General features: G+C 66.2%; 12 protein-coding genes. 7 read left to right on the top strand and 5 right to left on the bottom strand.

All coding sequences use genetic code 11. The features are described from left to right. Positions 1–60 precede the first annotated feature (60 nt). Complete coding sequence (locus ACED18_RS14330) at positions 61–8,166, top strand: hypothetical protein (RefSeq protein ID WP_377293346.1); 8,106 nt, start codon at positions 61–63, stop codon at positions 8,164–8,166. A gap of 262 nt (positions 8,167–8,428) precedes the next feature. Here the strand turns inward: ACED18_RS14330 and ACED18_RS14325 are convergent, their stop codons facing one another. The 5 genes from ACED18_RS14325 to ACED18_RS14305 all read right to left on the bottom strand — a co-directional run bounded on the left by ACED18_RS14325 (position 8,429) and on the right by ACED18_RS14305 (position 13,963). Further along, a complete protein-coding gene (locus tag ACED18_RS14325) occupies positions 8,429–9,085 on the bottom strand; it encodes a hypothetical protein (RefSeq protein ID WP_377293344.1) in 657 nt (218 codons plus the stop codon). Position 9,086: 1 nt separating this feature from the next. Further along, positions 9,087–10,556: an aspartate aminotransferase family protein gene (locus ACED18_RS14320; RefSeq protein WP_377293342.1), complete on the bottom strand. Its 1,470-nt coding sequence runs from the start codon at positions 10,554–10,556 to the stop codon at positions 9,087–9,089. Beyond that, complete coding sequence (locus ACED18_RS14315; protein WP_377293340.1) at positions 10,553–11,212, bottom strand: class II aldolase/adducin family protein; 660 nt, start codon at positions 11,210–11,212, stop codon at positions 10,553–10,555. The genes ACED18_RS14320 and ACED18_RS14315 overlap by 4 nt, the downstream gene beginning before the upstream one ends. After that, entirely contained in the window at positions 11,205–12,803 is a 1,599-nt protein-coding gene (locus ACED18_RS14310) for an FGGY-family carbohydrate kinase (protein ID WP_377293338.1), read from the bottom strand. The genes ACED18_RS14315 and ACED18_RS14310 overlap by 8 nt, the downstream gene beginning before the upstream one ends. 125 nt (positions 12,804–12,928) lie before the next feature. Beyond that, on the bottom strand, positions 12,929–13,963 hold the full coding sequence (locus ACED18_RS14305) for an AraC family transcriptional regulator (RefSeq protein WP_377293336.1): 1,035 nt from the start codon (positions 13,961–13,963) through the stop codon (positions 12,929–12,931). Between the two features lie 298 nt (positions 13,964–14,261). Here ACED18_RS14305 and ACED18_RS14300 point away from each other — a divergent pair, with 298 nt between their 5' ends. From ACED18_RS14300 to ACED18_RS14275, 6 genes are all read left to right on the top strand, one after another. Then, complete coding sequence (locus ACED18_RS14300) at positions 14,262–15,407, top strand: MFS transporter (RefSeq protein WP_377293334.1); 1,146 nt, start codon at positions 14,262–14,264, stop codon at positions 15,405–15,407. Positions 15,408–15,420: 13 nt separating this feature from the next. After that, positions 15,421–16,824 carry a coniferyl aldehyde dehydrogenase gene (locus ACED18_RS14295; RefSeq protein WP_377293498.1) on the top strand — a complete coding sequence of 468 codons (1,404 nt, stop codon included), beginning with the start codon at positions 15,421–15,423 and terminating at the stop codon, positions 16,822–16,824. A 46-nt stretch (positions 16,825–16,870) separates the two neighbouring features. After that, complete coding sequence (locus ACED18_RS14290) at positions 16,871–18,052, top strand: outer membrane protein transport protein (protein WP_377293332.1); 1,182 nt, start codon at positions 16,871–16,873, stop codon at positions 18,050–18,052. A 309-nt stretch (positions 18,053–18,361) separates the two neighbouring features. Beyond that, positions 18,362–19,435 carry an efflux RND transporter periplasmic adaptor subunit gene (locus ACED18_RS14285; protein WP_377293330.1) on the top strand — a complete coding sequence of 358 codons (1,074 nt, stop codon included), beginning with the start codon at positions 18,362–18,364 and terminating at the stop codon, positions 19,433–19,435. After that, on the top strand, positions 19,432–22,545 hold the full coding sequence (locus ACED18_RS14280; RefSeq protein ID WP_377293328.1) for an efflux RND transporter permease subunit: 3,114 nt from the start codon (positions 19,432–19,434) through the stop codon (positions 22,543–22,545). The genes ACED18_RS14285 and ACED18_RS14280 overlap by 4 nt, the downstream gene beginning before the upstream one ends. Positions 22,546–22,971: 426 nt before the next feature. Beyond that, positions 22,972–24,330, top strand: a complete 1,359-nt coding sequence (locus ACED18_RS14275; protein ID WP_377293326.1) for an NAD(P)H-dependent oxidoreductase — start codon at positions 22,972–22,974, stop codon at positions 24,328–24,330. The last annotated feature ends 8 nt before the right edge of the window (positions 24,331–24,338 follow it).

The raw sequence follows: 24,338 nt of genomic DNA, 5'->3' as shown, positions 1-24,338 counted from the left end.
TTGACGGCATCACATTCGATCCGAATTCTGTCCCGAATATCAAAGCGATTCGGGGCAGCGATGACGCGGTGCAGGACTTCCAGCGTATTTGCTGTCGCATCGCGCCTGTCGCTTTCCCTTGCCGCCAGCCTGATGACCTCGACGGCGCTGGCCGATGGCGTTCTCAGCGCCTGCGCGACCAACGGGACGGGCATTGTTTTTCTGGGCACAGGCGGCCGTACCGGCCAGATGCTGGATGACCGCAGAGGCACGAGCGGAGGGACGGGCAGTGACGTGGCCTGCGCGACGCGCGATCTGTCGCGCGCCGTCAATGTCTGGGTCAGCGGGGGTGCCGGTGCCTCCGCCCCTGCGCCGGGCGACGGCGGCGCTGCAGGCAACGTTCGGCTGGAAGCCCATGGCACCGTCTCGGCCGATCATCTCTTTGCGGTCACGGCGAGAGGCGGCGCCGGCGGCGTGTCCACCGGCGGCGGGGACGACCGCAATGGCGGCTTCGGCAATAGAGGCGGTGCGGTCTCCATCACCAATTTCGCAACCGCCACCCTCTCCTCCAGCGGCATTCTGGTGACGAGCGAAGGCGGTCCGGGCGGGGCCACGACTGCCAGCGGCGGCCAGGGCGGATCCGGCGGCTATACCGGGGATGTCTCTGTCACGAACCAGGGCCTGCTGGAGACCGCCGGCACCGCCATCGGCGTGAGGGTGCGCGGGGGTGATGGCGGCGATTATACGCCGGAGGACAATGCGATCGGAAAGGCCGGTCATGGCGGCTTTACAGGAGGTGTCACGGTAGAAAACACCGGCCGGATCATTGCCCGCATGCGCAATGACATCAGCGATTCCTACGGCATCCGCATCGACGCCGTGGCCGGCAGCGCCGGCAACGTCAAGGCGGGCTATTCCAATATCGCTGGCGATACCCGCCCGATTTCCGTGAAGAACTTCGGGACGGTCGAGACCTATGGCGCGGGGCAGGATGCGCTGCGGATCGATGCCATCGCCGGCAACGGCACGAATGTCCAGCATCGCTCCGGCAACGGCGGCAATCCGGGCGTCACCGGCGATATCTCGATCGAGAACAGCGGGACGATGTCCACCGCGGAGGCCTCCGCCGATGGCGTCGCGGTGGAATCGCGGGCAGGCGATGGCGGCAGGGGTGGTGATGACGGCGGCCAGGGCGTTGGTGGTGGAAGTGCCGGCCAGATCGACATCAGCAATGCGGGCTCAATCGTCACGCAGGGCAACTTTGCCGGCGGCGTCTATGCCGCGTCCATCGCCGGCAATGGCGAGGCGGGCGGCAATGACAGCGGCCATCACGCGGTCGGCGGCAATGGGGGCAATGGCGGCAGGGGCGGCAACGTCACGCTGACGCAGACGGGTGACGGCCGCATCGCGACGAGCGGCGACCTGTCGGTGGGCGCCCATCTCCTGTCGATCGGCGGCGATGGCGGGCGCGGCGGCGATGCCAGCGCCAGCGGCCTTTTCACGTCGCTTGCCATCGGCGGCAATGGCGGCAATGGTGGCAATGGTGGCCAGATAACGCTGACCCTTCGCGACCGGGCATCCATCGAAACGACAGGCGACCTGGCGCACGCCGTGCTGATCGAAAGCATCGGCGGCGGCGGCGGCCTGGGCGGCAGCGCTTCCGCAACCTCGGTCTTTTCCGCGGTCGCCGTGGGCGGCAGCGGCGGCCAGGGCGGCAATGGCGGAGACGTGAGGGTCAATCTTCAGAACAACGCGACGATCAGGGCGACGGGCATGCACGCGGCCGGCGTGCTCATCCACACGATCGGCGGCGGCGGCGGGGTTGGCGGTCAGGCCAAGGCAACGGCCATCAGCCCCGGCATCAGCTCCACCATCGCGATCGGCGGTTCCGGCGGCGGCGGCGGCAATGGCGGGCAGGTGACCGTCACCCTCGACGCGGGAACATCGATCGTCACCGGCACCGAGACCGCCGGGCGTGCGGCGCCAGCGGCGAGCCTGCCGGCTGCGGATGCGGCGACGGCAGCAAACGCCGCGGCGATCGCCGCGCAGCAGGGAAGCAATTCGCCCGGCCTGCTCGTGCAGTCCATCGGCGGCGGCGGCGGGCAGGGCGGCACGGCCGTCACGCAGAGTTTTTCGGGCAATCCGGTCGGCAGTCTCTCGCTTGGCGTCGCCATCGGCGGCTCGGGCGGGCAGGGCGGCGCAGGCGGTGCCATCACGGCCACGAACGACGCAGCCGTGACCACCCATTCCGCCAACTCCGCCGGGCTTCTTCTCCAGTCGATCGGCGGCGGCGGCGGCAGTGGCGGCGCGGCCGCCTCGCTCAGCGGATCGGTGGGTGGCGAATTCTCGGCCGATCTCGGGCTGGTCATGGGTGGCAGCGGCGGTGATGGCGGCCTTGCCGGCGCCGTCAGCTTGGCCGGCACCGGCCGTATCCTGACAGAGGGCGACAATTCGGGCGCCGTCATCCTGCAATCCATTGCAGGCGGCGGCGGCAATGGCGGGCGCTCCACCCATATCGGCGTCTCCGCAAGCGGTGCCGTCTCGGCCAATGCCTCGGCCGCGATCGGCGGCAGCGGCGGGGTCGGCGGGCAGGCGGGAACGCTGACGCTGACCTTCAGCGGCGACGTGGAAACGCGCGGCGCCAATGCCACGGGCCTTCTGCTGCAGTCGATCGGCGGTGGCGGCGGCAATGGCGGCTCGGCCATCAATGTCACGGCATCGCTTGGCGGTGATACGGCGATCGGGGCGAGCGCGGCGATCGGCGGAGGTGCCGGTGCCGGCGGCTCGGGTGGCGTGATCCTCGTTCACGAGGCCGGAACCGCTTTGGGCAGGATCGTCACCGCCGGCGACAATTCCAGCGGTCTCGTCGCCCAGTCGATCGGCGGCGGCGGCGGCAATGGCGGCACGGCCATCGATGTCGGCATGACCGCAACGGGCGGCTCTGCCTTCAATGCCAATGTCGCCATCGGCGGTGGCGGCGGTGCGGGCGGCGCCGGACAGGCGGTGACGATCAAGCCAAGCGGCGGGTCGATCACCACGACCGGCAATCTCTCCACCGGCATCATCGCCCAGTCGATCGGCGGCGGCGGCGGCAATGGCGGCGCGGCGGTCACGGTGACGGCCGATCTGACAAAGGCCGCGCCCACGCCCGGCAGCACGTCCAACGTCTCGCTCGGCGGCGGCGTCGCCTTCGGCGGCGGCGGTCTGGCCGGCGGCACGGGGGGAACCGTCACCATCGACAGCGGCGCCAGCATCACCACGACCGGCAGCGGCTCGCTCGGCATTCTCGCCCAGTCGATCGGCGGCGGTGGCGGCAATGGCGGCGCGGCCATCGCGGCCTCGGCCGTCGTCACGCAGAATGCGCAGAAGACCTACAGCGCCAATATCGCGCTCGGCGGCGAAGGCGGTGCCGGGGCAACCGGCGGCACCGTCACCGTAACCAACCGCGCGGATATCCTGACGGCCGGCGACCACGCGCTCGGCATCCTCGCCCAGTCGATCGGCGGCGGCGGCGGCAATGGCGGCTCGTCCACGATTGCGGCCCTCAGTCTTTCCCGCGACATGCTGTCGAAGGGGCAGGGCAGCCAGACCGTTTCCGGCAATGTGGCGCTCGGCGGCCACGGCAGCGTGGGCGGCGCGGGCGGTGCCGTCACCGTCAGCAACAGGCAGTCGATCACGACGCTCGGCGACCACGCCGCCGCCATCATCGCGCAATCCGTGGGCGGCGGCGGCGGCAATGGCGGTGCATCGCGTGTGCTGAGCATCACATCCAGTTCCGCGGCCTCGACCGATGACGGGAAATCCAAGGCGCTCACCTCCTCGGCCGATGTCTCGCTTGGCGGCAGCGGCGGCAGCGGCGGCACGGGAGGCACGGTGACGCTCGACAATGCCGGCATCATCACGACCTTCGGCCACCAGTCGGCCGGCATGCTCGCCCAGTCGATCGGCGGCGGCGGCGGCAATGGCGGGACGAGCCTGCTTCTGTCCTACACCAAGGGCAGCAAGCCCAAGGTCGGCGATGGCCCGGCGGTCACCATCAAGAGCACGGAACTCGCCGTCGGCGGCAATGGCGGCACCGGCATGCATGGCGGCACCGTCAACGCCACCAATGCGGGCTCGATCCTGACGGAAGGGGCCGTTTCGGCCGGTGTCCTGCTGCAGTCCGTCGGCGGCGGCGGCGGCAATGGCGGCACCGTCTTTGAATATGACCGCGTCTCCAAGGATGATTCCGAGGACCGCAAGGCCGTGATGGGCGGCAGTGGTGCTGCGGCGGGCGATGGCGGCGCGGTGACCTTCACCGACATCAAGGACATGAAGACCGTGATCGTCACGAAGGGCCCCCGCTCCACCGGCATCCTGGCGCAGTCGGTGGGCGGCGGCGGCGGCAATTCGGGCGTGGTTCAGGTCGTCCAGCTGATCGACAAGAAGGATCCCGACAACGCCCCTTCCGAAGGTGATGTCGAGGCCGAGGCCGTCACGCGGCTCCTGGGCGCGACCGGGGCCGGCACCGGCGGCACGGGTGGCCCTGTTAAGGTGACCGAATACGGCACCGTGCAGACATACGGTGAAAACGCCCACGCCATTCTGGCCCAGTCGATCGGCGGCGGCGGCGGGACCTTCTCCGACGTGAAGACCTATGGCGCGCAGACGGCCGTGAACGCGGCGCGCGGCACCCTTCCGGCCGGGCCGGGGCAGAGCGGTCTGAACGCCTCCGGCACCTACCAGCTCGGCTCGCTGGACGGCGCGGCGGGCGGCGCGCGCGACGTCTCCGTCAGCCTGCTGGATGCCGCCCGGATCGCGACGGTCGGCGCCTTGTCCTCTGGCATCGTCGCGCAGGCGATCAGCCATGGCGGCGGCGATGTCGCAACAGTCAGCGGCGATGATCTGTCCTCGCCGCTTGCCGGCCTTCCGACCGCCCACGGCGCCACCACGCACACGCTCTCGGCCATTCTCGGGTCGCGGGCGGTCTCCTCGCTACTGGGCACCGGCATCGTCACGGTGAAGCTTGCCGACACCGTAGCCATCACGACACGCGGCGATGGCGCACGCGGGATCGTGGCGCAGTCGATCGGCGGCGGTGGCGGCCTGCTGAGCGCCAATCACGCCAGCGCGGCCATGGCATCCTCCATTCCCTCGGCCAGCACAACGCTGACGCTCGCAGGCTTCACGAATACGGGCACGCGCGCCGATGGCGGACAGGTGGACGTCAGCGTGACGGGCGCCGGCATCCAGACATCAGGCGATTTCGCCCACGGCATGGTCGGCCAGTCGATCGGTTCCGGCGGCGGTATTGCCGGCGTCGTCCATGACGATGGCATCACCATCGGCCAGCAGACGCTCGATGTCCTCTTGGGCAGCGAAAACGGCTATCGCGACGGGTTTGCCCAATATGGCTGGGGTAGCACGGTCACGATGGTCAATACCGGCCGGATCGCAACGGCCGGCGACCAGGCCATCGGCGTGATGGCGCAGACGATCGGCGGGGGCGGCGGCGAGGTCTTCTACGATGTCGCGAGCGGTCAAGCCATCCAGCTCAATCTCGGCCTTGGCCTGGGGCATGGCATCGATGTCCGTGCCGGAGACGCATTCGTCACCCATACGGGCCTGATTGCCACCAGCGGCGATCTCTCGCATGGCATTCTCGCCCAGTCGGTGGCGGCCGGCGGCGGTCTGATGTCCATCGGCGATCTCGATCGCGTCGCGGGCGGACAGGTTTCCGCCACCTTCGGCAAGGCGGATTTCCCCTATGGCGACGGCTATGGCTCGGCCAATGTGATGCTGACGGGCGGCGCCATCCGCACGACAGGCGATCTCGCCTTCGGCGTGCTGGCGCAGTCGGTGGGTAGCGGCGGCGGCATTCTCTCCGTCAATGGCGGGAAAACCGTCACGCCGCAGATCATCCTCAACAAGGGCACGACAGGCTATGGCAGCGGCCCGGTTACCGTCCGCATGGATGCCGCAAGCCTGATTTCGACGAGCGGCACCGGCTCGCACGGCATTTTCGCCCAATCGACGACGGGCGGCGGTCTCGCCCTGCTGAACGGAACGGACGGCTTTACGACCAATGCCTATGATCCCTCGCAGCATGCCGTTGCGGGGCGTGTCTCGGTCGAGGCGGACGGTACGATCGAAACGTCGGGCGCCGGCGCGCACGGCATCTTCGCCACCTCCTCGCTTGGCCCGAGCGTCGTCGTCCAGGCCGACGAGACGCTCTCCATTCTGGGCAACCTGCGGGATGGCCACGCGAACTATGTCGGCGCCGGCCAGACATCCACCGGCAAGATCTCCGTCAGCGGCGCCGGCGCCTCCGGTATCTACCTGGTCTCCAAATGGCGTGACGATGTCGCCGTCGATGTCAGCGTCGCCGGCACCGTTGAGGCATCGGGTGAACATGGCGCGGGCATCCGCACCCAGAACACCAATGCAATGGAAGAGACGGGCCTGACCGACCTCAGCGACAGCAGCACGACCGTGACCAACCGCATCGTCGTGCGCGACACCGGCAAGGTTCTGGCCCGGGACCCGAGGACGGCGACCGACGCCATCCATATCGTCAACGGTCTCGGCGCCTACCAGCTCTCCATCTTCGGCCGCGTGGCGGCCGTCGGCGCGAACGGGGAGAAGGTGCAGACTTTCGGGAGCCTCGACAATGCCGTCTGGGCCGCAGGCCGCGGCACGGTGGACATCGCGGCCGGCGGCGGCGTCGAGGGCAGCCTGCGCTTCACCGGCGCGACGACGGTCACCAATGCCGGCGTGATCGACGGCGCGGTCGAGGGGGCCGCCGCCTATACGCTGTCCGGTGCCGCCAGCGGTGCGAGGGAAGGCGCCTCGCATTATCTCGAAATCCGCCCCCAGCAAACGGCTGCCGCCGCGATCCGGGCCGGCGAGATCACGCTCCAGCAGGGGTCGCAGATCCGCCCCTATCTCGGCGAATTCGGCACGCTCGCCCGGCCGGTCGAACTCCTGTCGGCCAGCCGTTCGCTGACCGACGGTGGCGCCATCATCGATGATACGCCGGTGCTCGATTTCAGCGTCCGCCGGGCCGGAAACCAGCTGTGGCTGGACCGGGTGAGCGCCGATTTTGCCGGTGTGCGTGATCTCTCCGCCAATGCCCGGACGATTGCCACGCTCGCCGATCCGCTCGTCGATCGCTGGATGGCGGGCGAAGCCGTCAGCGCGGAAGACCAGGCACTCCACGCGCTCCTGCTGAACGCCGCGAACCAGACGACGGTGGCCGGCCTCGACAAGGTGATCTCCGACAACACCGATGCCTCCGGCCATTTCGGTGCGACCGGCGGTCATCATGCCGCAGCGATTTCCCATATCGGCAACATCCACAGCTGCGGCACCGAATACGGCCTCTACGCCGCCATCAGCGAAAGCGAATGCACCTGGCTGAAGGGCACGCAAAGCAACAGCGAGGATCTGGCAAGCGGCACCGTCACACGCACGCGCGGCGTTTCCCTCGGCCGGCAGGTCGCCCTTTCCGAAGACTGGCGCTTCGGCCTCGGCTTCGGCTACGACGTGACCAGCCTTTCCGGCGAGACCCTGAGCGCCGACCGGCAGGGCCTTCATGCCGGCGCGGTGCTGAAATATTCGAGCGATGGCTGGCTGGCCAGCGCCGCGCTTTCAGGCTCCTACACCTGGGGGGAAGGCGAACGGGGCATTCCCTTCGCCGGCCTGACGGCGCGTTCCGAACAGGAAACGCTCGGCCTCTCCGGCCGTCTCAGGCTGGCCCGCCAGTTCGATCTCGGATCGGTCTTCGCCATTCCGACCGTGGATCTCGACATGTCGATGATCCGTGATTTCGGTTACACGGAACAGGGGGCCGGAAGCCTCGACCTCAAGGTCGATGCCAACACCGAATTTTTCGCCGACCTCCACCCGCAAATCCAGTTCGGAACGCAGATCACGCTCGACGATGGCTGGCTGCTGCGCCCCTATGTCGAGGCAGGCGCGCTCGTTGCGCTCACCGATCAGACGATGACGCAATCCTTCGCCAGCGGCTCGCTGGCCGGCCTGAAGCACAGCGTGACCTCCGAGCGCGAGGACGTGAAGGCGACGCTCGCGGCAGGCCTGACCGTGTTCCATGACGAACGGCTGGAGGTGAAGCTGCGCTACGAGGGCACCTTCGGCGAGGAAACGCGTTCGCACGCCGGAAGCATCAAGATCGGCCTGAAGTTCTAAGGCATGTCTCCTGAAAGTGTGCAGCGGTTTCAGGAAAAAGACACGCGGAAACAAGATTCTACAGGATGTCGCGTGAATCCCTGATCACGCGACATCCTGTAGTGCATTTCCGGTGACACGAGATCACCGGAAATGCTCCATCTCTTTGTTTTGACGCAGTCCGGACGCAAAACCGCTGACGCACTTTTGCTGGACGTGCTCCAATTCCTGCTCGGCAACACCTTTCCGATGCCAAAGCGGCCATGCTTCGGCTGGACACACCCTAGTAGCCGGCCTTCATGATGGACCGCTCGCCGCTGAGGTGGCGGGTGGCGGCATCCTTCTGGTCCTTCTTCAACCGCCCGTTGGCGATGTAGCGGATGAGCCAGGGAATGCGCTTCGCCGTGCCCGCCGCGCTGTAGGCGAGAACGAAGGACTCCGCGCATTTTTCCAGGATCTCGATGTTGAGAAGCAGGCGCTCCAGCCCCATGCCGAAGCACAGGGCAAGATCGTCGAAGCAATAGGCGTTGGCGCCGTTGGCAAGGGTGGCGAGCGGCCAGTTCTCGCCGGACCGGAACGCCACCCGACGAGCCTCGACGCCGAGATGGCGGACCTGCTCGTCGAAGACCGCCGGAAGCGATACGTCGAGCCGGGCGAGGGCGCGTGTCCAGGTCATCTGGCCGCCCGCGATGGCCCCGACATCGGGCCGGGCGGCGTAGATGCGGTGGTGCAGCCCCTGCGGCTTTCCCGACAGATCCTGCCACACGACGCTGTCCGGAACATCCTGATTCCGGTTGATCGTCACGGCGACAAGCTTGTTCTGCTCGGGAATGCGTTGCGACAGCACGTCCCCGTGCGTCAGCAGTCCCTTGCCGGCAAGCCGGGCGGCGGCCATCGCCAGCGTTTCCTCGATCGAGGAGGGGTCGATCCGCGTGCCCATGTCACACCAGTCGGAAAACGGATTCGAAGCGGTTCAGCGCATCGTCGATCACCTCGTCGGTGTCGGCCATGCTGGTGTAGATGCGGCTGCCGGCCAGCGTGAGGATGCCGTGCGCCATGTAGGCCGCGCCCATCTCCTCCATCAGATGCTTGCGCGCATTGGCTTCCCGCATCAGCTTGAGCGGATTGCGCATGCTCATCAGGAGAACGGCCGAGGTCTGCAGGTGGACGATGGAGCCCATGTTGTAGACGACATAGGGCAGGCCAAGGCGGTTGAGGATTTCCTTGAGGCCTGCGGCGAGCCTGTCGCCGGCGCGGCCGGCAAGGACCGGTGCGTTGGTGCGCGCCATTTCTTCGATCGCATAGTAGCCCGCAACGCAGGAGAGCGGGTTTGCCGACAGCGTGCCGCCGACGAAGGCGCGCTTGCTGGACGTTCCGATGCCGCCGACCAGCGACATCATCACCGCCTTCGAGCCGCCGATGCCGCCTGCCATCAGATAGCCGCCGGTCAGGCACTTGCCGAACACGGTCAGGTCGGGCTTGACGTTGAAATAGCCTTGCGCGCCGCCCATGCCGACACGGAAGCCGGTGACGACCTCGTCGAAGATCAGCAGTGCGCCGAATTCGTCGCAGAGCTTGCGCACCTCCCTGTTGTATTCCGGCGTCACCGGGCGGGTGCCGCTTTCCGGTCCGAGCGGCTCGACGATGACGGCGGCGGTGCCGCCGCGAATCCGGTTCAGCATCAGCTTGCGGCGCAGCGTGCCGAGTTCGTTCGGAAACACTTCCTGCGTATAGGCGGTTGCCCCCTTCGGAATGCCCGTCGCCTCGCGGCGCCCCGTGCCGGGCACGCGCATGCCGTAGACCATCTGGTCGCTCCAGCCGTGATAGTCGCCGCCGACCTTGATCACCCATTTCTTGCCGGTATGGGCACGGGCGAGGCGGATGGCGCCCATGCAGGCCTCTGTGCCGGAGCCCAGCATGCGGAACATCTCGATGCCCGGCATGTACTGGCGGATGATTTCGGCCAGCTTGAATTCGTATTCGTGCAGAAGGCCCGTCACCGGACCGCATTCGTCGATCACCTCATGGGCCTTCTGCCGGACCGGCAGGTAGTTCGATCCGAGCAGGGTGGGGCCGCCGGCCTGGAGGAAGTCGATGTAACGGTTGTTGTCGACATCCCACATATGGGCGCCGTCCACCTTCGCCGCGGCAATCGGGAAGGGATAGTTGAAGGCGAGGTTGTGCTGCACGCCCCCTGGAATGACCTCGGCGGCGCGTTTGGCCCAGGCCTTGGAGGTCGTGCATTTCTGCTCGAAATACTCCAGCACCTTCGGCATGTTGGCCTTCGCGATCCCGCGGGGCGGCAGCTTCAGCAGGGCGCCGAGGCGGTCCATCAGCTCCTTGTTGTCCGGCCAGGCGCTGATGCTGTAAGCGGCTCTGCTGGCTTGCGTGGGTGTCACGTTCATGTTCATCGGGCTTCTCCCATTTTTCCGGCGTGTTCCAGGACGCTCGTGACGAGCGATTTCAGGTGGCGGTCGAGCGTGGTGCGCGTGCTGGCGAGATCGCGCAGATGGGCGGCGGCGGCCGCATCGATTCGGCGGATCATGTCCACGGCTTCCTTCAGGTCGCGGCCGGCGCAGATGACGCCGTGGCTCGCCAGCAGATAGGCATAGGTGCCGGGCTTCAGCGCCTTCTCGAAGGCCTTGGCGAGCATCCCCGTTCCCGAGGGCCTGTAGGGCACCAGATCGATCTGCGGACCGAGCAGTTGCAGGTCGCTGCCCTCAGGCCATTTGAGCGTTGCATGCAGGAGGGCGACCGCGCTGGCGATCGGCTGATGGGTGTGGACGCTGGCGTGACGATTGCGGTTCACCCGGAGCATCCGCGCATGCAGTCCCTTTTCGATGGTCGGTGTCTTCTCGCCTTCGATCACCTTCAACGTGTCGAGATCGAGCAGCACGATGTCCTCGGCGCGGATCGTGTAGTAGTCCGTGGCCGAAGGCGTGACTGCCATGACGGTGGTGTCGACGCGGACCCCGATGTTGCCGCCCGTTCCCGAAAAGTAGTTGTGGTCGGCAAGATAGCGCGACATGTCGGCCACGCTTTGCCGTTGTGCGAGATAGCTAGCCATGCGGATTGCCTCTCTTCCCGTTCAGCTGGTTGTAGAGCGGCGCAAGACGCCGGTGGAGTTCGCAGAAGACCCCGAAGCGATCGCCGTAGAGGGCCTGGTTGCCGGGCGTCGGCTCGTAGGTTTTCTCCAGCCGGGTAAGACCCGGCACATCCTCGAAGGCCATCAGCCCGAGCCCGACGCCGGCGATGAAGGCTGCGCCGCGCGCATTGGCCTTGACCGGATCGACGGGCTGGCGGATCCGCACGTTGAGGACATCGGCGAAGATCTGGCACCAGGAACTCGACATGGCGCCGCCGCCGATCATGGTCATCTCCTGCGGCCGGCGGCCGAGGAAGCGCGCCACCGGCTTCATCATCCAGCGCGTGTTGAGGGCGACCCCCTCGAAGACCGCACGGACCAGCGTCTCGCGGTTGTGCTGCATGCTCAGATTGAAGATCGCCGCACGCAGCGAGGAATCATCCACCGGCGCCCGTTCGCCGAACAGCCAGGGAAGATAGACGGCGCCGTCGGCGCCTGCCGGCGTTCGCGCCACGATCTCGTCGAGAACGCGATAGGTATCGGCGGAGGGCTCCGCATCGATCAGGCCGTCCTTGTGGAAGACGATCCGGTCCTTGAGGAAGGCGATGTTGGCCGCCCCGCTCGACTGCATCGCCATCATGAGGTAGCGCGAGGGCACCGCGCAGGGCACCGACCCGATCTGCGTCATGAGACTGGTCTTCTTGAACGGCACATGCGCCGCGATCCAGGAGGACGACCCCATGTAGAGATGGGCGTCGTAATCGGCGAAGGTGCCCGCGCCGATCGCCGCCGCCGTATTGTCGATGGCGCCGGCCACGACCGGCGTCTTGGGGCTGAGGCCGAGACTGTCCGCCACGGCCGGCAGCAGGGTTCCGATCACGTCCGTGCAGCGCACCAGCTCCGGAAACTTGTCGCGGTCTATGCCGCTCATCGCAATCAGCGTCCTGTCGTAGCGGATGTTGTCGCTGTCGCGATTGTCGGTCACCCAGGATGTCAGGATCGAGTCCTGCGTGGCGCAGAAGCGCCCGGTGAGCCGCAGATTGAAGAAATCGAGAACGTTCAGGAACTTGTAGGTCTTCTCGTAGATCTCGGGAAACTCGTTGCGGATGAGGAGCATGTGCGCGGCCGGATCCTTGCCCGACAGCGCAGGCGCTCCCCCGCACAGGCGCAACCATTTCTGCAGCTTGACGGCGTCATAGCCGGCGACCTTGAGCGATCCGCGCATCTGCTTCTTCAGATGCCGGGCGCCACGCATGTCGAGCCAGATGACGCCGTTCATCAGCGTGTTGCCGTCCCGGTCCACCGGGATCGTGCCTTCGCCCTGGGCAGACGTGCAGACGGCGACGACCGAGGAGGGGTCCGCACCATGCGCGGCCATCACCTCGCGGGCGGCCGCCAGAAAAGCGCTCCACCAGTCGGCCGGATTCTGTTCCGCGCCAATACCATCGACGACCATCAACTGAACAGGGCGGAAGGCCCAGGCAACAACGTCGCCTGACAGTGAGACCAACCCCACCTTGCATCCACTCGTTCCAAGATCGATTGATAAAATATACTTGTCGTGCCCGCTCATACTCTGGCAACCGCGTGCCCGCCTTGTGGCGGGTCATCCCCTTCTATTTTGTATTTCTCCGGATTTTACAGGGACGGTTTCAGGGGGATAAGCGGTAAAGCGGTCCTAATAGGGGTCTTTTCCGGTCAAAGCTTCGATATTTCGGCCCGGACCTCGCGGGGTGTCGTGCCGGTCCACCGGCGGAAGGCCCGGCGGAAATTGTGCGGATCGGTGAAGCCGACCGCATAGGCGATCTGCTCGACCGACATGTGGGGATTGGCCAGAAGCTCCATGGCCCGGTGCTTGCGCGAGCGCTCCAGGAGGGACTGGAACGAGACGCCGCTTTCGGCCAGCCGGCGGCGCAGGGTGCGTTCGCTCATGCCCAGTTCGCGCGCCACCTTGGCGGCGGAATGGTTCCTCTCCTGAAGCTTCTGGCGGAAGACCCGCTCCACGGATTCAATGATCTCGGAGGCCTCGCGCTTGCGCGCGCCGCTATAGGCGAGAAATTCCAGAAGCTGGCGGTGGGCAAAGGGGTCCGCACTGGCCAGGGGACGCTTGTACCAGGCGACATCGTAGACGAAGGCGTTCTCGATCTGGCCGAAATGCACCGGGCAGCCGAACACGGCGTGGTAGGCGGCGGCGTGGACGGGGGGCGGAAAGGCGAAGTCCACCCGCTGCGGCTTGAATTCGGAGCCTGCCAGAACCGTCGCGATGCCCATGAAGCTGGCAAAGGCTTCCTCTACCAGAAACACATGAATCTCGGGATCGGGGTAGCGGCTGTACGCGGTGACCGCGACACCGTCCGCCGACGTGCGGGCATCGAACTCCAGCATGCTGCCGGTGTCCTTCTGCAGTTCGAGGCCGAGCTTCACGGCATCGCCGATCGTCGCAGCCGTCAGCATCGCATAGCCGACGAGACCCACGGACGTGATCTTCTCCCTGCGACCCGTCTCCAGTCCCAGCGCCTGGCCGCGTGTCATCTTCAAGGCGCGGACGATAGCCTCGCGCCCCTGCCGGAAAGAGACGCGGCAGGCGGGATCGTTGAGATCCTCCACGGACAGGCCGAGGCCGACAAGGACCCTGGCCGGTTGGATGCCGAGATCGGCAAGCGCGGCGACCAGACTGCGGATCAGGAAAGCCGGTATGTTGGCCGTCACATACCTTGTATCGACTGCTTTCATGCTGTGTCCCCGAACAACACGGATCTCGTCGGCTGCAGATGCGACCGCCTCTCGCAAGGCCGGCCTCTGCAAACGGCAAGGCTGAAGGTGTCACTGGGGAGGCGGAGCCGCGAGCGGTCAACCGCTCCGGTCTCATCCGGCCGGACTTGGCCGGATTTGATACCAAACAGGCCCCATTTCCCTCTGTGTCTGCCGTCTTCCGCCTCATACATTAGCAGTCAACGTGGGCAAATTGAAACCGCGAACGAGAACGGGAACGCACTGGCGGGAAGACGCCGGGCTTCGAAGGGGAACGACCATGATCTGGTGGATTCTGGGTCTGAGTGCTGCCTATGCGGCGGCGCTTAACGGAACCATGGTGATGCCTGTCGTCGTGCTGGCGATCAGCAAGCTGCCGGGCTACGATGAAGGACTGGCAACGCTGGTTGCCAGTGCCGAACTGGCCGGCATTGCCATCTATGGCCTCTTCTTCCCGCGGCTGGCGCTGAAATCCTGGCGGATGGTGACCGGGCTCGGCGCTCTCGCCATCGTGGCCGGCCAGACCGCAAGCTTCCTTCTGCCCGATCCGGTGCCGCTTGTCGGTGCGCGCCTGCTCGCGGGGCTCGGCGAAGGTGCCATCTTCAGTCTCGTGGCCGCCAGCCTTGCCTCCAAGGCGGATGCCGAACGGCTCTGGGGCGAAATCAGCCTGTTCGGCGGTTCCGCCATGGGCCTGCTCCTGTTCATCATCTCGATCGTGCCGCAGCTTCAGGCCGGTTCGAACGTCTTCCTGACGATCGCCCTTTTCGCCGCGGCCATGGCGCCGCTCTTCTTCCTGATCACCCGCCGGGCCGCCGACAGCCAGCCGGTGTCGGAACAGGCCCATCTCGACCGCGACAAGATGCTGGCCGCCATGGGGATCGTCTTCCTCACCTATGCCGTGCAGGCTGCCCAGTGGGCGATCTGCGGCTATGTCGGCGAGCAGATCGGTTTGCAGAACAGTGAGCTCGGCATCTATCTTGCCATTTCGTCCCTGGCCGGTTTTGCCGGCGCGGTCGTTCCGGCCCTGACGACGGACAAGGGCAAGCGTCTGCCGCTGGTCATGGCGGGCTTCCTGATCATGGCGGTGTCGATCTACTGCCTGTTCAACTTTCCGACGCGGGCGGCGTTCATCACGGCCCAGATCCTGGTCAATGTCGGCTTCTACATCGTCACCCCCTTCGTCACCGGCATCATCACGGAGAACGACCGGGACGGTTCGCTCGTCTCGCGCACACTCGTCATCGCCATCATCGGCGCCACGCTTGGCACGGCCGCTGCCGGGCCTGCCTTCGCGGCATGGGGCGGGTCCGAATTCGCCTGGCTCTGCCTTGTCCCCCTCGCGCTCGGCGCAGGCGGTGCCATGGTCGTCTTCGGGCATCTGCACCGCGTCCGTTCTGTCGTGATGACGCCGAATGTCGCGGAATAAAGCGTTGGCTGATATGGACGACCAGCCGTTGCTTTCGACCCTTGCCAGCCAGAGGGCCGCCTTCCTGAAGGACGGCTTTCCGGATCTCGGCTTGCGACGCGACCGCCTCGCCCGCCTCGGCAGGCTGCTGACGGAATCGGCCGATGCCTTCAGCGACGTCATCTCCAGAGATTTCGGCTTCCGGTCGCATGAGGAAACCAAGTTGCTCGAGATTGCACCCCTGATGGGTGCCATCCGGCACGCAAGGGCCCATCTCGGCCGGTGGATGAAGGCCGATCGGCGCGGGCGTTCCTTCGAATTCGTGCAACTGAAGAACCATGTCCGCTACCAGCCGCTCGGCGTGGTCGGCATCATGGCATCCTGGAACTATCCGCTGTTCGTTGCGCTCGGCCCGCTGATCGATGTCCTGGCGGGCGGCAACCGGGCGATGATCAAGCCGTCCGAACTCCTGCCCGAAACCTCCCGCCTTCTGGCGGCGAGGATTGGCGCCTATTTCTCTCCCGACGAGGTGAGCGTCGTCGAGGGCGGCGTCAACCTGGCCGCGGCCTTTGCAAGGCTACCCTTCGATCACCTCGTCTTCACAGGCTCCACCGCCGTGGGGCGCAAGGTGATGGCGGCGGCGGCGGAGAACCTGACGCCCGTCACCCTCGAGCTCGGCGGCAAGTCGCCGGCATTGGTGGCGCCCGACTATCCGATCGAAGACGCGGCCCGCGATATCGCCTTCGGCAAGCTGATGAATGCCGGGCAGACCTGCATCGCACCCGACTACGTGCTGGTGGAGCGCCGCAAGCTCGGGGCCCTCGCCGAAGCCTTCATCGACCGGGCGCAGCGCTTCTATCCCGCCGGCACCACAGGGTCCGACTATTCGACGCTCGCCCTCCCGCGCGCCTATGAACGTCTGCTCAATGGCCTGCAGGAATGCCGGGAGCGGGGCGTGAAGATCCTGACGGCGGATGTCGCCCGCCCGCCACGCGGACTGGTGATCGCCCCCACCGTGGTGATCGATCCGCCGGCCGATTGCGCGCTGATGGCAGAGGAGATCTTCGGACCCGTCCTTCCGCTCGTGCCCTATGACGATCTCTCGGACGCGCTTGCCTTCATCAATGCACGGCCGCGTCCGCTCGCCCTTTACGCCTTCACGCACCAGAGCGCCACCGAGCGCCGGATCCTGAGGGAAACGATCTCCGGCAACGTGACCGTCAATGGCACGCTGCTGCACGTCACGCAGAACGACCTGCCCTTCGGCGGCGTCGGCGCCAGCGGCATCGGGGCCTATCACGGGCGCGAGGGCTTCGTGCGCTTCTCCCATGCCCGCGGCATCACGAAGGTGCGGCTGTTCAATCCGTCGCGGCTGGCACAGCCGCCCTACGGGGCCATCGCGGAGTGGCTGAAATGGCTTTTGATGAGACGGTGGTGAGATGGGGATCACGCCGGTGAAGCATGCGTTCAAAGAAAAGGGGATCATGTCGATGCAGATGATACGGGTAACTCGCGCTTCGGCGCTGGCGTCGGGGGTGGCGATCGGCGTGTGCCTTCTGGCTTCCGGGGCCGCAGCCGGTGGCTTCTCGCGGGCGGAGGCCGATACGGACATCCTGTTCACGCAGGGCACCGTCAGCCTGCGGTCGGGGGCCTTCGTGGTTTCGCCGAGCCGTGGCTATGCGACCCTCATGGGCGAGAAGGCCAATGACGGGCACTACGCCGATTCCTTCTGGGGCGTGGGCGTCGCCCTCAAGGCCAAGCTTGGCGACAATCTCTCCTGCGCGCTGACGCCCAACGAACCCTTCGGCGCTTCGGCGACCTATGGCGAGGGCGCGCAGAACGCCGAGTTTCTGACGGCCACCGCGCAGGGCATTCTCGCCAATCCGACCACCTCCATGTCCTTCGACAGCAAGGAATATGCCGGCACCTGCGCTGTCCGGATTCCGGTCGGACCCGGCAATTTTTACGCCATTGGCGGTGCCTTCTACCAGACATTCGACTACCGCGAAGATACATGGCTGGGCAATGTCCGCCTGAAGGACAAGGGCGAGTGGGGCTATCGTCTCGGCGCGGCCTATGACGTGCCGGACTATGCCATGCGGTTCCAGCTGCTCTACCGCTCCGCCGTCGAGCACACCGCGACCGGCGTCTTCACGCCCTCCGATCTGGCTGCCGGTCTCGGCATCATCGATCCGCTGTCGGCCGTGGGCGGCGGCAAGCTGCCGCAATCGCTGAAGCTTTCCGCCCAGACCGGCGTTGCTCCCGGCTGGCTCGTCTACGGCTCGGTCCTGTGGACCGACTGGAGCGTCCTGCCAAGCTTCGACTACACCGTCAGCAATCTCGCCTCCAGCCATCGCGTCTTCAATTACAAGGATGGCTACACGGTTCAGGTGGGTGTCGGCCATGAGTTCACCGATGCGCTTTCCGGCACGGTCAACCTCACCTGGGATCAGGGCGTCGGTTCCGGTGCCGATATCACGACGGACACATGGACGATGGGTCTCGGCGCGGAATACAAGACGTCCATCGGCACCTTCGGCGCGGGCGCGGCGCTCTCCTATCTGACGGGCGGTTCGCAAAGCGCCCTGCAAGGCGCGACCTATGATGCGACCGCCAAGGGTGACTGGGCCGTCGCCGGTGGCCTGACCTATCTCGTCGAGTTCTGAGACCCGATTGTCCGACACCGGGCTGCGCCGTCGCTTTCCGGCGGCGCAGCCTCGCCACCCGCACTTTTCCGGCATGTGCAGGCAACCGTAAATTAAAACATTCGACTTTAAGAATGCTCGTAAAGAGTGTTGTCGTGGCTTCCGATGCCGGCCGGATGGAGGCCAGTGGCCCGGGCGCTGCGGGGCGCCGTCTGCGGGGCCGTCATGTGTCTCATTGCCGTCGCAGGCAGCCAGATGACAGTCCCGACTGACCTTCGACCACGGCCATCGTGCCAGGATACGCGGCCAACCGGCCAGGGAGTTTTGAGCATGACGCGATGGACGATCGGCACGCTGGCCCTCGTTGCGATGCTTGTTGCGGGCTGTTCGGAGGAAAAGGCGGCGGAAAAGCCGCCGCGGCCGTTGCGTACCGCCGTCGTCGCGTTTCAGGAAATCGGCGAGACCATCGAGCAGACCGGCGAGATCCGTCCGCGCTTCGAGACGGCCATGAGCTTCCAGATCGACGGCAAGCTCGTCTTCCGCGTCGAGAACGGCGCCAAGGTCAAGGCCGGGGACGTGGTGGCGCGCCTTGATCGCCGCACCCGCGAAAACGGTGTCCTGACGGCACAGGCAGAGCTTGCGACCGCCAAGGCCGAGCGGGATCTGGCCGGGGTCAATGCCGAGCGTAACCGGGCCCTGTTTGAGAAGAACATCACCCCGCAGGCCCAGGTCCAGCAGACCGATGCGTCGCTGGCAATGGCCGAGGCAAAGGTCTCTGCCGCCGAGGCCTCGCTCGCGACCGCCGAGGAAACCCTGTCCTACACCGAGCTTCGCGCGGACCGCGACGGCGTGATTTCCGCTGTCGGATCGAACGAGGGGCAGGTCGTCGGCGCCGGGCAGATGGTCGTTACGCTGATTTCAGATGCGGAACGCGACGCCATCTTCGACGTGCCGGAAAGACTGATCCAGATGAACCCGAACACGCCATCGGTCGCGGTCATGCTGATTTCGGAGCCGACCGTCACGGCAAAGGGCCGGATCCGCGAGATCACGCCGTCCGCTGACCCGGCGACGCGCACCTACCGAGTCAAGGTCGGTCTCGATGCCGAAGGCAGTGCCATGCCCTTCGGCGCGGCCGTGCGCGGATCGATCATCCTGTCGCCGCAAAAGCTCGCCGTGCTGCCCTCATCCGCTCTGACGCAGGATCAGGGCCGGCCTGCGGTCTTCGTCGCCGATCCCGCGACGGGCCTCGTCAGGATCAGGGACGTGACGGTCGCCCGCTACACCGGCGACGATGTTCTCGTCAGCGCCGGGCTCAGCGACGGCGAGCGCGTGGCGACAGCCGGGGTGAGCAAGCTTCGCGATGGCGAAAAGGTCGCGGTCACCCAAGAGGATGCGAAATGACGGCCGGCAAGACGGAGCAGAAGGGCCGCTTCAACCTCTCCGCCTGGGCCCTCGACCACCAGTCCCTGATCATCTTCCTGATGATCGCCGCCATGCTGGGCGGCATCTGGAGCTATCAGCGCCTGTCGCGCAACGAGGACCCGCCCTTTACGATCAAGACCATGGTGGTCGCGGCCAGCTGGCCGGGCGCCAGCGTCACCGATACCGTCAATCTCCTGACCGACAAGATCGAGAAGAAGCTGTCGGAAACGCCGCATCTCGACTTTACCCAGAGCTACACCCGCGCCGGCCAGTCCGTCGTCATGGTCAACCTCAAGGATGACACGCCGCCGGGCGCGGTCAGCGACATCTGGTATCAGGTCCGCAAGAAGATTGGCGACATCGCGCCGACCCTGCCGCAGGGCGTGCAGGGGCCGGTCTTTGACGACGAGTTCGGCGATACCTTCGGCAGCATCTATGCCTTTACCTCCGATGGCTATTCGCTGCCCGAACTGCGCGATCAGGTCGAGACGGTGCGGTCCGAGCTTTTGACCCTGCCCGATATCGGCAAGGTCAACATCATCGGTGTTCAGGAGGAGGAGATCCTGGTCGAGTTCTCCTCCGCGCGGCTCGCCAGTCTCGGTCTCGATGCGTCAGCCGCCATCACGGCCATCCGCGCCCAGAACGCCGTGACGCCGCTCGGCGTCGTTCGCACCGACCAGGAAAAGATCTCGCTGCGCGTCAGCGGCGCCTTCACCTCCGAGAACAGCCTGCGCGGCCTGACGATCCCCCTCGGCGGGCGCTATGTGCGGCTGGACGACATCGCCACCATATCGCGCCGCCTTGTGGATCCGCCCGCGCCGTCGGTGCGCGTCAACGGCGAGCCGGTGATCGGCCTTGCCGTCTCCATGGCCGACGGCGGCAATCTCCTGGCGTTCGGCGAGGCGCTTCGCGACCGGATGGAGACCATCGCGGGGAAGCTGCCGCACGGGATCGAGGTTCGCCAGGTGGCCGACCAGACCACCGTCGTCGACGAGGCCGTCGGCGGCTTCGTGAAGGTGCTGGTCGAAGCGATCGTCATCGTCCTCGCCGTGTCCTTCGTCTCGCTCGGGACCCGGGCAGGGCTCGTCATCACCGCCTCCATTCCACTGGTTCTGGCCCTGACCTTCTTCGGCATGGAGATTGCCGGCATCGGCCTGCAGCGCATTTCGCTCGGGGCGCTCATCATCGCGCTCGGGCTGCTGGTGGATGATGCGATGATCACCGTGGAGACGATGGTCTCCCGGCTGGAGCATGGCGACGGCAAGTCGGTCGCGGCCAGCTATGCCTATGAGACCACCGCCTTTCCCATGCTCACCGGCACGCTGGTGATGATTGCCGGCTTCATTCCGGTCGGCTTTGCGGCTTCCAGCGCCGGCGAATACACCTTCTCGCTGTTCATGGTGGTCCTCATCGCGCTCATCGCGTCCTGGATCGTGGCGGTTCTGTTTTCGCCGCTTCTCGGCACCTGGATCCTGCCGGACCGCATGAAGCATGCCAGCCACGAGCCGGGACGGGTGATGAAGGCCTATCGCGCCTTGCTCGACTGGTCGCTTGCCCACCGCCTTGCCATCCTGTCCATCGCCGTCGTCGCGTTCGTGCTGTCGCTGTTCGGCGCCACCCGGCTGGAAGAGCAGTTCTTCCCGGCGTCCGACAGGCCGGAACTGCTGGTCAGCCTGACATTGCCGCAGAACGCGTCGCGCGATGCCACGGATGCGCGCGCCCGCCAGCTCGAGGCGCTGCTGAAGGCCGATCCCGACGTCGATCATTTCACGACCTATGTCGGGTCCGGCTCCATTCGCTTCTACCTGCCGATGGATCTGCTGCTCGAAAACGACAATGTGTCGGAGACCGTCGTGGTGACGAAGGGCGTGGAGCAGCGCGATGCCGTGCGCAAGCGCCTGGAGGCGGCCTTTTCCACCGACTTCGCCGACATCGTGACCCGCGCCTCGCCGCTGGAGCTCGGCCCGCCCGTCGGCTGGCCGCTGAAGTTCCGCGTCCTCGGGCCGGATTACCCGACGGTCCGGGAACTGTCGCTGAAGGTCGCCAATATTCTGGGCGAAGACCCGCACACGCGCGACATCAACATGACGGCCGGCGAACCGCAGAAGAACGTGTCCGTCGTCGTCAACCAGGTGGAGGCGCGCTCGCTCGGCCTCAGTTCCGAAGCCATCGCCGAGCAGGTCGCCTCCGTCTTTGCCGGAACGACGGCGACCACGGTGCGCGACGGCACCCGTCTGGTCGATGTCGTCATCAAGGGCATCGAGGCCGACCGGACCTCCATTGCAACGCTTGGAAACCTGTCGCTGCGCACCCCCTCCGGCGCATCCGTGCCGCTGCGCCAGGTGGCGACCATCGGCTACGGGCTGGAGGAGCCGATCATCTGGCGCCAGAAGGGCAAGCCGATGATCATCGTCCAGTCGGACGTGGCCCAGGGGGCTCTGGCGGCGACGGTCACGGCCGACGTCAACCGCAAGCTGGACGGGCTGCGCGCCTCCCTGCCCATCGGCTATGCGATCGAGACGGGCGGCGCGGTCGAGGAATCCGAGAAGGGAAGCTCTTCGGTCTTTGCGGTGATCCCGGTGATGCTGGTGGTGATCGTCGCGCTCCTGATGGTTCAGTTGCAGAGCTTCAGCCGCATGGGGCTGGCCGTGCTGATGGCGCCGTTTGGCGTGATTGGCGTGGTGGCCGCGATGCTGCCGACGGGAACGCCGATGGGCTTCGTCGCCCAGCTCGGCGTCATCGCCCTGTCGGGCATGATCATCCGCAATGCCGTCATCCTCATCCAGGAGGTGGATGTGAACGTGGCAGAGGGCCTCCCGCCGCTGGATGCGATCGTGACCGCAGCGCTGCATCGCGCCCGCCCGATCGTCCTAACCGCCTGCGCGGCCATCCTCGGGATGATCCCCATCGCATCGGAGATCTTCTGGGGCCCCATGGCCTTTGCGATCATCGGCGGCCTTGCGGCTGCAACCGTCCTGACTCTGCTGCTGCTGCCCTGCCTGATGCTGTGGTTGCTGAACGCGGAGGCGGCGAAGGCCCGCCGACGGACCGGCCCTGATGCCGACGGACAAACGGCCAGCGCCGCCTGAAACCGAAGCCATGCCCGCAGGCAGCGCCCTGCGGCCTGGCTGATACCGGCGGCTGGCCCCCAGGTCCACGCCGGTTATCTTTTGGATGATCCGCCCTGCGATGGCCGGCCGTCGCGCGGCGTCACGCCGGTCGCTGGCACCTGTCACGCCGTCCCCGGTCCGGTCGCCGATCATCAAAAGTTAGAATTTCTAAAACGTTTTCCCGTTCTTCTAAATTGAGCTAATCTCTTTCCGGTTCTAGTCTCTGCCTATCGGTCGCTGTGGGAGGCGGTCGAAGGATGCGGCCCGAGGGCGCGTGTCCGCGGAGGAGATCACTCGTTCAGGGCATGCCGAAACCGCAGGTTCATCGTCGAACCTGCGAGGGGCTTTGCTTGTCGTCGGTCCGGCCGCGCACCCATCGGATTTGCCCCTGTCGAGGATGAGAACATGAACCTTTATTCCCTGCTTTCCCTGCGTGCTTCGAATGGCCGCCCCGTGCGCGTCGGCCTCATCGGGGCCGGCAAGTTCGGCTCCATGGTGCTGGCCCAGGCCCAGCGCATCGAAGGTCTCCACATGGTGGCGGTCGCCGATCTCAACGTCGGCAAGGCGAAGGAATCGCTGGAGCGTGTCGGCTGGGCGGCCGAGCGCTATGCGGCCGACAGCTGCGGCGATGCGATCAAGACCGGCCGCACCTTCGTGACGGGCGAGGCCTCCGATCTCTTTGCCTGTGATGAGATCGAATGCATCATCGAGGCCACCGGCCACCCGATTGCCGGCACGCGCCATGCGCTGGGTGCGATCGACAGCGGCAAGCATGTGGTGATGGTCAATGTCGAAGCCGACGTGATGGTCGGGCCGATCCTGGCCGAGAAGGCCCGCAAGGCCGGCGTCATCTATTCCATGGCCTATGGCGACCAGCCGGCCCTGATCTGCGAACTCGTCGACTGGGCACGCGCCACCGGCTTCGAAGTAACGGCCGCCGGCAAGGGCATGAACTTCGAACCGCGCTATCGCTACTCGACGCCGGATACGGTCTGGGGCTTCTTCGGCTGGAGCGAGGAGGAAGTCGCCAAGGGCGATTTCAATCCGAAAATGTACAATTCCTTCACCGACGGCACCAAGGCCGCCATCGAAATGGCCGCCGTCGCCAACGGCACCGGCCTCGATTGCCCGGACAATGGTCTGGCCTTCCCGCCGGCCGGCCTGCACGATCTCGCCCGCGTCTTCCGCCCTGCCGCCGATGGCGGCCGCATGGACCGCTCCGGCCTCGTCGATATCGCCGCGAGCCAGGAGCCGGATGGCCGCGAGGTCTTCAACAACATCCGCTACGGCGTCTTCGTCACCTTCAAGGCGCACAATGAATATGCCCGCGCCTGCTTCAAGCAGTATGGCCTGTTGACCGATCCCTCGGGCTGGTATGCCTCCATGTGGCGTCCGTTCCACATCATCGGCCTGGAAACCTCCGTCAGCGTTCTCTCTGCCGTGCTGCGCAACGAGCCCACCGGTTGCTCCAAGGAGTTCCGTGGCGATGCGGTCGCCACCGCCAAGAAGGACATGGCCCCGGGCGAGATGCTGGACGGCGAGGGCGGCTACGCCGTCTGGGCCAATGCGATCCCGGCGACACGCAGTCTGGACACCAAGGCGCTGCCGATCGGCCTTGCCCACAATGTCAAGCTGAAGCGCCCGATCAAGAAGGACCAGATCGTTTCCTTCGACGACGTGGAAATCGTCAACGACCTCGATGTCGTCAACCTGCGGCGGGAGATGGAAGACCGTTTCCGCCCGACGAAGCTGGCCGCCGAGTGAGGGCGGGA

This window comes from Rhizobium sp. SG2393 (assembly GCF_042610495.1).
Taxonomy (GTDB): Bacteria; Pseudomonadota; Alphaproteobacteria; order Rhizobiales; family Rhizobiaceae; genus RU20A.
The sequence above is the reverse complement of the archived record's forward strand: the minus strand, read 5'-3'. Positions and strand labels throughout refer to the sequence as shown.